This is a genomic window from Streptococcus intestinihominis (assembly GCF_046824975.1).
Taxonomy (GTDB): domain Bacteria; phylum Bacillota; class Bacilli; order Lactobacillales; family Streptococcaceae; genus Streptococcus.
In genome coordinates this window covers 341464-348873 of sequence record NZ_JBKQBL010000001.1, presented here as the reverse complement: position 1 = coordinate 348873, position 7410 = coordinate 341464, and the positions used below count along the sequence as shown (strand labels likewise).

Sequence of the window (7410 nt, the reverse complement as noted above, 5' to 3'; positions counted from 1 at the left end):
CAACCATTCTGCCAATTCGTTAGAACGTGGGTCATCTTCACCCCAACGTGGGTATTCACCGATTGTTTCGTAATCGTAGATGTAGCCATCTTCGTCACGGATTGGTTTAACAGTAGCGTATTTGATTGCTGACAAAGTATCAACAGTGTTAGCGAATCCACAGATACCGAATCCCATGTTTGCGCGTTGGTGAGTTGGCAAGAAGGCCATTTGAACAGCTTCGTAGTTGTACTTATCAGTCATGTAGTGGATGATGTTCAAAGCATCTACGTAAGTGTCAGTCAACCAGTCAAGTGATTTTTCGAAGTTTGCTTTAACAGATTCGAATTCAAGAACTTCGTCACGGATAGGATCGATGTCAAATACTTTGTAGTCTTTATGAACGTCGTCGTAACCACCGTTCAAACCAGTAAGAAGAGCTTTAAGCACGTTTACACGAGCACCGAAGTACTGGATGTTGTGGCGTTGTTCTTCATTTTCTGGGTCAAGTGGAGATACACAACATGAGATACAGCTCATTTCACCGTATCCGTCTTTAGCCATAGTAGTTACACCTTCGTATTGGATAGAAGAGTGTTTGTGGCTCATATGCATACAGTAGCGACGGAAGCTGTATGGCAATTTGTCAGTCCAAAGAACTGTCAAGTTTGGTTCTGGAGAGTTACCGATGTTGTCCAAAGTGTTCAAGAAACGGAAGTCCATCTTCGTAACACGGTGACGTCCGTCGTTACCCATACCAGCCATAGAAGTTGTGATGAAGGTTGGGTCACCTGAGTACAATTGGTCGTAAGCTTTTGTACGAGCAAATTTAACAGTACGCAATTTCATAACGAAATCATCAACGAATTCTTGGATTTCAGACTCAGTGTAAGTACCACGAGCCAAGTCACGTTCAGCGTAGATGTCCAAAACGATTGGCACACGTCCAAGAGAAGTAGCAGCACCGTTGATCACACGGCAGACAGCCATGAAGGCGATGTTTGTCCATTGGATTGCTTCTTTTGTATCGAAGGCAGGACGACGTACGTCTACACCATAAAGGTCACCCAATTTAACAACTTCTTGAAGTGCTTGGTATTGAAGGTTTACTTCTTCACGAAGACGGATTGATTCTTCATCGATTTCAGTGATCGCATTCCAGTCGTTTGCTTTTTCAGCCATCAAGTAGTCAGCTCCGTAAAGGGCCAAACGAGCATAAACCCCGATGATACGTCCACGTGAGTATGCATCTGGAAGACCAGTTACTGTGTGAGCGTGACGTGCACGACGGATGTTTGTAGTATAAGCACGGAAGATACCGTCGTTAACTGTTGTTACATATTTAGTGAAGATTTCATGCACAGCTGGATCTGGCTCATATCCATTTTCTTTCAAAGTAGTTTCCGCCATACGGATACCACCACGAGGCATGAAGTTCAATTTGAACAATTCATCGTTTTGGATACCGAAGATCACTTCGTTTTCTTTGTCGATGTATCCAGCTGCGATATCAGCGATAGAAGTTGGACGAGTATCGTATGGGAAACGAGTTTCTTCGTAGTGTGCTTTTGTTTCTTCAACAATCTTCTTGATGTGAAGAGAACGTTCAGTTGGTCCAGCTAGGAAGCTTTCGTCTCCATCATAAGGAGTGTAGTTAGCTTGTACAAAGCGTGAGACGCTGGCTCTTTCTTTCCAGTCTTCCCCTTGGAAGCCTTCCCAGGCTTTGTCAAAAATGTCTTGTGCTTCAACAACTGTTTTAACAACCATGTTTAAATCCTCTTATATCTTTCTAGCAACAAATCTGTTGCACTTACAATAGTAGTATACCACATAGAAATCGGTTTCACAAAGGGAATAGCAAAAAGATTTTGGATTCTTTTATAATACAGAACAGCACAGATGAATAAACTGTATTATATTTTTGTCTTGAGGAAAGTGAAAATTAGTAGGAAAAAATCGGTGATAGGGATATAATGAAAGAGGAGGTTGCCCATGCTCATATTTCCTTTAGTAAATGATACGAGTCGTAAGATCATTCATATCGATATGGATGCCTTTTTTGCGTCCGTTGAAGAGCGCGACCATCCAGAATTGAAGGGAAAGCCTGTCATCATTGGTCATGATCCCCGTTTGTCTGGTGGAAGAGGAGTGGTATCGACTTGCAATTACGAAGCCAGAAAATATGGTGTCCATTCGGCTATGAGTTCCAAAGAGGCCTATGAACGTTGTCCTCAGGCAGTTTTCATCCCTGGCAACTACGAGAAGTACCAGGCTGTCGGTCTCCAAGTCAGAGAAATATTTAAACGCTATACCGATCTGATTGAGCCCATGAGCATTGATGAAGCCTATCTGGATGTTACCAATAATAAGCTTGGTCTTCAGTCTGCTGTCAAGGTAGCTCGCTTGATTCAGCATGATATTTGGAATGAATTGCACCTAACTGCTTCTGCTGGAGTTTCCTACAATAAGTTTCTTGCAAAAATTGCCAGTGATTACCAGAAGCCTCGGGGACTGACCGTCATTTTACCCGAGCAAGCTCAAGACTTTTTAAGTCAGCTGGATATAGCTAAGTTTCATGGTGTGGGAAAGCGGACAGTGGAGCGACTTCATGATTTGGGAATTTATACTGGTGCAGATCTCTTAGAAGTGCCGGAAATGACTCTCATCGATCACTTCGGTCGCTTTGGTTTTGATCTTTATCGAAAGGCCCGGGGGATCCATAACAGTCCTGTCAAGAGCAATCGTATTCGCAAGTCCATTGGGAAGGAACGCACCTATCGAAAATTGCTGGTGGCCGAGGATGATGTGCTAAAAGAATTAGCCAACCTATCTGAAAAGGTAGCGAACAGCTTGGCCAAGCATCAGAAAATTGGTAAGACCTTGGTGCTCAAGATTCGTTATGCCGATTTTACGACCTTGACCAAGAGACGAAGTTTAGAGGAAGCAACCAGAGACCCTGAAGTCATTCAGAGACTGGCCCAGGAGCTCTACCAGAGCCTAGAAAGTAACTCCTCAGGTATTCGCCTTTTAGGGGTGACCCTCACTAATTTTTCTTCCGAGTCTCAGGAATCATATGAAGGATCTCTAATAGAAGAAACCCCGTAGGTATACTTGACCTACGGGGAATTTTTAGCTAGTTTTTGAAGAATTGTTGAATTTCTTCCTCTGTGAGGCCAATCATAGGATCAATAGTCAAGTAATTGTCCTCTGTTAATCGATAGCCTTGTTGAGAAACTTGGGAAGCAGGTGAGTCAGAGTGGTTTTCAACTGAGACGGGCTCCCTTCGGGGCTCTATTTTTTTTATGGGCTCTTCCAGGTGGACAGGGCTCTGTGAGTCAGAGTCTCTACCTTGAGGGATTCCATCCGAAAAACGCTCAATCAGATAGGTTTTGCGAGCAGTTCCAGTATTCTTTGTCGCAAAGTCAAATGCAGTGTATTCACCGAGGAGAATGAGCTTGCTTTTGGAACGGGTGATGGCCGTGTAGATCAGATTGCGTTGGAGCATCCGTCGACTCTGATTGGTCAAGGGCAGAATGACCACAGGAAATTCGCTTCCCTGTGACTTGTGGATGCTCATGGCATAGGCCAGGCGAATCTTGTACCATTCATTGCGGGGGTAGACCAATTCATTGCCATCAAATTGGATGGTGAGTTCATCTTGCTTGGATTCGGTATACTTAGCTGGCAAGAGGTCGGTGATGTAGCCAATATCTCCGTTAAAGACATTGCTTTCGGCATCATTGACCAGGTGGATGACCTTGTCACCATTTCGATACTGGCAGTCCAGTGCTTGAAAGAATAAAGCATCCGTTTCCAATGGATTGAGAAGCTCTTGCATGAGACTGTTAATCTGGTCAATGCCTGCAGAACCTCGATACATCGGAGCGAGGACCTGGATTTCTCGGGCCGGAATGCCGTTGCGAAGGGCAGCGCTGGTGATTTTTTCAATCATGGGAGCGATGAGCTCACTCGGCGCTTCAAAGTAGGAACGATCAGGTTTTTTCTCTGTGAAATCTGAAGGCAGGTGGCCTTTACGAATCTGACTGGCCAAAGTGACGATGGTCGAATCTTCACTTTGACGGAAGATGTGTTCCAGTTTGACTTGAGGAATGATTGGGATCTGTAGGAGATCGGACAAGACTTGTCCAGGACTCACAGAGGGAAGCTGATCGGCATCTCCAACGATTAAGAGTTTGGTATTGGAAGAGATATTGCTGAGGAGCTGATTGGCCAGCCAAGTATCCACCATAGAGAATTCATCGACAATGATAAAATCCGCATCAAGATAATCGTCCAAGTGACTCGTGTCGTCGTCTCCCGTCATTCCTAAGTGACGATGAATGGTGGCGCTCGGAAGACCCGTCAGTTCACTCATTCGACGGGCTGCTCGACCGGTTGGAGCAGCTAAGAGGATTGGTAATTGAGATTTCTTGCGAAGGTCTAATTGGTGCAGGCGGGCATAGGTCCCGATGATCCCATTGATAACAGTTGTTTTCCCCGTTCCTGGTCCACCTGTAAGGACAAAGACCTTTTGCTGGATGGCTTCTTGGATAGCCTTCCGTTGGATGGGGTCGTAGTGAATGTGGAGTTCATCTTCAATGTCATCAATCGTTTGTTCGATTTTTTCTAGGTCGAAAGATTCTTGCTTTCCTTTTTCTAGCAGGCGACCGATATGGCTTCGGATCCCTTCTTCCGCAAAGAAGAGGCTGTTGTTGAAAATCTTGGTGTCAATGTTTTGCACCTTGTCTTCTTCGATGAGACTGGCCAATTCTTGGGCAACACTGGATGGATCGAGCTCAACGGGACGAGATGCTTCTAAGAGTTGGATGGTGGCCTGGAGCAATTCTTTGGCTTCAACGTAGGTATCTCCTGTTTCTAAGGAGAGGGTTAAGAGACTATGGACTAGTCCAGCTCGGAAGCGTTCAGGAGCATCACTGGCAATCCCTAATTCTTCTGCTAGTTGGTCGGCGATTTTAAAGCCCATTCCTTGAATATCTTCGACCAGTTGATACGGAGCCGATTCGACGATTTGCAAGGTTTCTTCCTTGTAGAAATCCTGGATTTGGAAGGCTAGTTTATTAGGAATGCCATAGTTAGCAAGTTGGGCGAGGACCCGTTCCGTACCATAGTTGAGCTGTAGTTTTTCGACAAAGGCCTCGCGATTCTTTTTAGAAAGTCCGGAGATAGAGGCTAGCTTTTCAGGTGCTTGCAGAATTTTATCAATGGTATCCTCACCATAGAGATCGACGATCTTTTGGGCCGTTTTGAGTCCGATCCCTTTAAAATGGTCGCTAGAAAAGTATTTCACCAAGCCTTTGCTAGTGGGTTTGGCTCGTTCATAGCGATTCATTTGCAACTGTTGGCCATATTTCGGATGATGGACCAGTTCTCCCCAGAAGGTATAATCTTCTCCTTCGACGATATCTGCCATCGTTCCAGTGACGATAATTTCAAAGTTATCATAGTCCTCTGCATCTGTATCATTGATATCCAACAATAAGATACGGAAAAAACTACTTTGATTTTCAAAAATGACCCGCTCAATGGTTCCTGAGAAATAGTATTCCATGCAGAGTTTCCTTTTAAGTAATGGTCTGAGAGAACTTATCTCTCATGAAGATATTGAAAGAGATTGGAACAAGAGTCCCAACCTCATCATGGGTTAATACGTCTGGAATGGAAGGAGTGGCCAGAGGCGAAGGACGGCTTCCCCTTTGATTTGTTCCTTCTTGAAAGCCCCCACCTGGCGGCTATCTTTTGAAACGATTCGATCATCACCAAGGAGTAGATACTCATCATCTAAGAGCTTTTTCGTGAAGGTCGCACTTCCATCTTTATCAACGGTGAAAGCTTCGGCTATCTGTGCCATTTGGCGGAAGAGCTCTCCATTTTCTTCGAACCCTTTTCCAGAATAGGTTGATTGCAATTTATCTTCTTTAAATTTTTGAATGTATTCTTTCAAGTAAGGCTCGTCCGTTTCTTTGCCGTTGATATAGAGGACATCGTTTTTGTACTCGATGGTTTCACCAGGGAGCCCAATGACCCGTTTAACGATTTCTTTGGTTTTACCATTATCTGTTTCACTAGCGACTACGATATCAAAACGGTCGATAGGCAGTTTATTGATAACGAGAAGGTATTCACTATCTGCCAAGGTCGGATCCATAGAATGGCCATCGACACGGACAGGCGTCCACAGATAAATACGAGAGAGAATAATGCCTCCAATAATGAGGCCGAAGAGCGCCCATTCTTTCAGGAAAGAACGGACTGGATTAGTTGATTTTTTTGAACGTTTCATGCTTTATCTTTCTATCAATTTTTTTGCTTTTTCTGTATTTTTAAAATGAAGTTTGGCACTGTAGTCAAGGGCTTGAATGCCATAGGCCTTTAATAGTTGAGCAGCTACCTTATCTGAGGGCGTACCAGCTCCACTTGGAAGGGTGTAGCCGAGTTCTTGACTCAAATCTTCCAGATTTTGGAGGAAGAGGTCACGGGCAATAATGGAACTCACAGCTACCGCCAGGTATTTTCCTTCGGCCTTCTCTTCTAGGGTGACGACTTGTGGGACCTGATTCGCTTCTGCTTGAACATAGCGATCATAGTTTTTCTTGGTCGTAAAGGCATCGACTACAATCTTTTGAGCTTTTGCCCCTTGTCGCAAGAGCAAAAAAATGGCTTGATTGTGAAGAGCAACCTTGACAGATACCGCATTGTAGCCAGAGGCGATGACTTGATTGTATTTTTTAGGTGTCAGCAGTAAGGCCTGATGCGGGATTTCTTTTTTGAGAATCGGTGCGAGAGCTCGAATTTTTCGATCATCTAAGGTCTTAGAATCCCCAACTCCTAGACTTTTTAAGCGGGCATGTTGCTCCGGGCTAACCAGTGAAGCCACGACGGCAAGCCCTCCAAAGTAAGAGCCGTTTCCGACTTCATCCGTTCCGATTAAGGGGAAGTCTTGTCCGGCAAGTGCTTGGTCTATCGGATCTTGTTGGTAACCGAAGAAGGCAGCATAGCGCGTCGCCTGACTACCTTGTAGGACAACCTTTCCTGATGTGTAAATCGAAATGGTTGCACCAGGTGCCTTGAAAAAATAACGGATATAAGGATTTTTTGAAGGTGCCTGGTGGTCTTGGTGCTGACGAACAAATGCTTGGATGTCCTCGTTTTGAGGGGACAATGTAATTGTTTCCATAGCCCTTATTGTATCATAAAAGCTAGATGAAAGGCCAGAAAAAGACCAGTCGAATTTAATCTGAAAGAACTTCTTTTAGGCTTGATTCAATTGCTTGAGGATTAGTTTTTGAAGAGAAGCGGTGGATGACTTGGCCTTGGCGATTGATCAAGAATTTGGCGAAATTCCATTCAATGCGGGAGCCCAAGGGACCACTAGCTTGTTCTTTTAACCATTGGTAGAGGGGGCTGGCTTCT

The 7410-nt window shown here is 44.5% G+C and carries 5 protein-coding genes and 1 pseudogene; 1 reads left to right on the top strand and 5 read right to left on the bottom strand.

Annotated features, from left to right (window positions below; translation table 11 throughout):
• Positions 1-1746, bottom strand: a 1746-nt coding sequence (locus tag ACLOR3_RS01810; protein WP_412036931.1) for a pyruvate formate lyase family protein, incomplete at its 3' end; no start/stop codon positions are given.
• A gap of 225 nt (positions 1747-1971) precedes the next feature.
• Between ACLOR3_RS01810 and dinB the strand changes: the two genes are divergently transcribed.
• On the top strand, positions 1972-3084 hold the full coding sequence (dinB, locus tag ACLOR3_RS01805; protein WP_411400093.1) for a DNA polymerase IV: 1113 nt from the start codon (positions 1972-1974) through the stop codon (positions 3082-3084).
• Positions 3085-3112: 28 nt separating this feature from the next.
• Here the strand turns inward: dinB and recD2 are convergent, their stop codons facing one another.
• From recD2 to ACLOR3_RS01785, 4 genes and pseudogenes are all read right to left on the bottom strand, one after another.
• A complete protein-coding gene (gene recD2 / locus ACLOR3_RS01800) occupies positions 3113-5548 on the bottom strand; it encodes an SF1B family DNA helicase RecD2 (protein ID WP_411400092.1) in 2436 nt (811 codons plus the stop codon).
• A gap of 93 nt (positions 5549-5641) precedes the next feature.
• Positions 5642-6280, bottom strand: coding sequence for a signal peptidase I (lepB, locus tag ACLOR3_RS01795; RefSeq protein ID WP_411400091.1), 639 nt, complete (start codon positions 6278-6280; stop codon positions 5642-5644).
• 3 nt (positions 6281-6283) lie between these two features.
• Positions 6284-7174 carry a ribonuclease HIII gene (rnhC, locus tag ACLOR3_RS01790; protein ID WP_411400090.1) on the bottom strand — a complete coding sequence of 297 codons (891 nt, stop codon included), beginning with the start codon at positions 7172-7174 and terminating at the stop codon, positions 6284-6286.
• A gap of 55 nt (positions 7175-7229) precedes the next feature.
• A pseudogene (locus tag ACLOR3_RS01785) lies at positions 7230-7410 on the bottom strand (glutathione peroxidase); the annotation flags it as partial.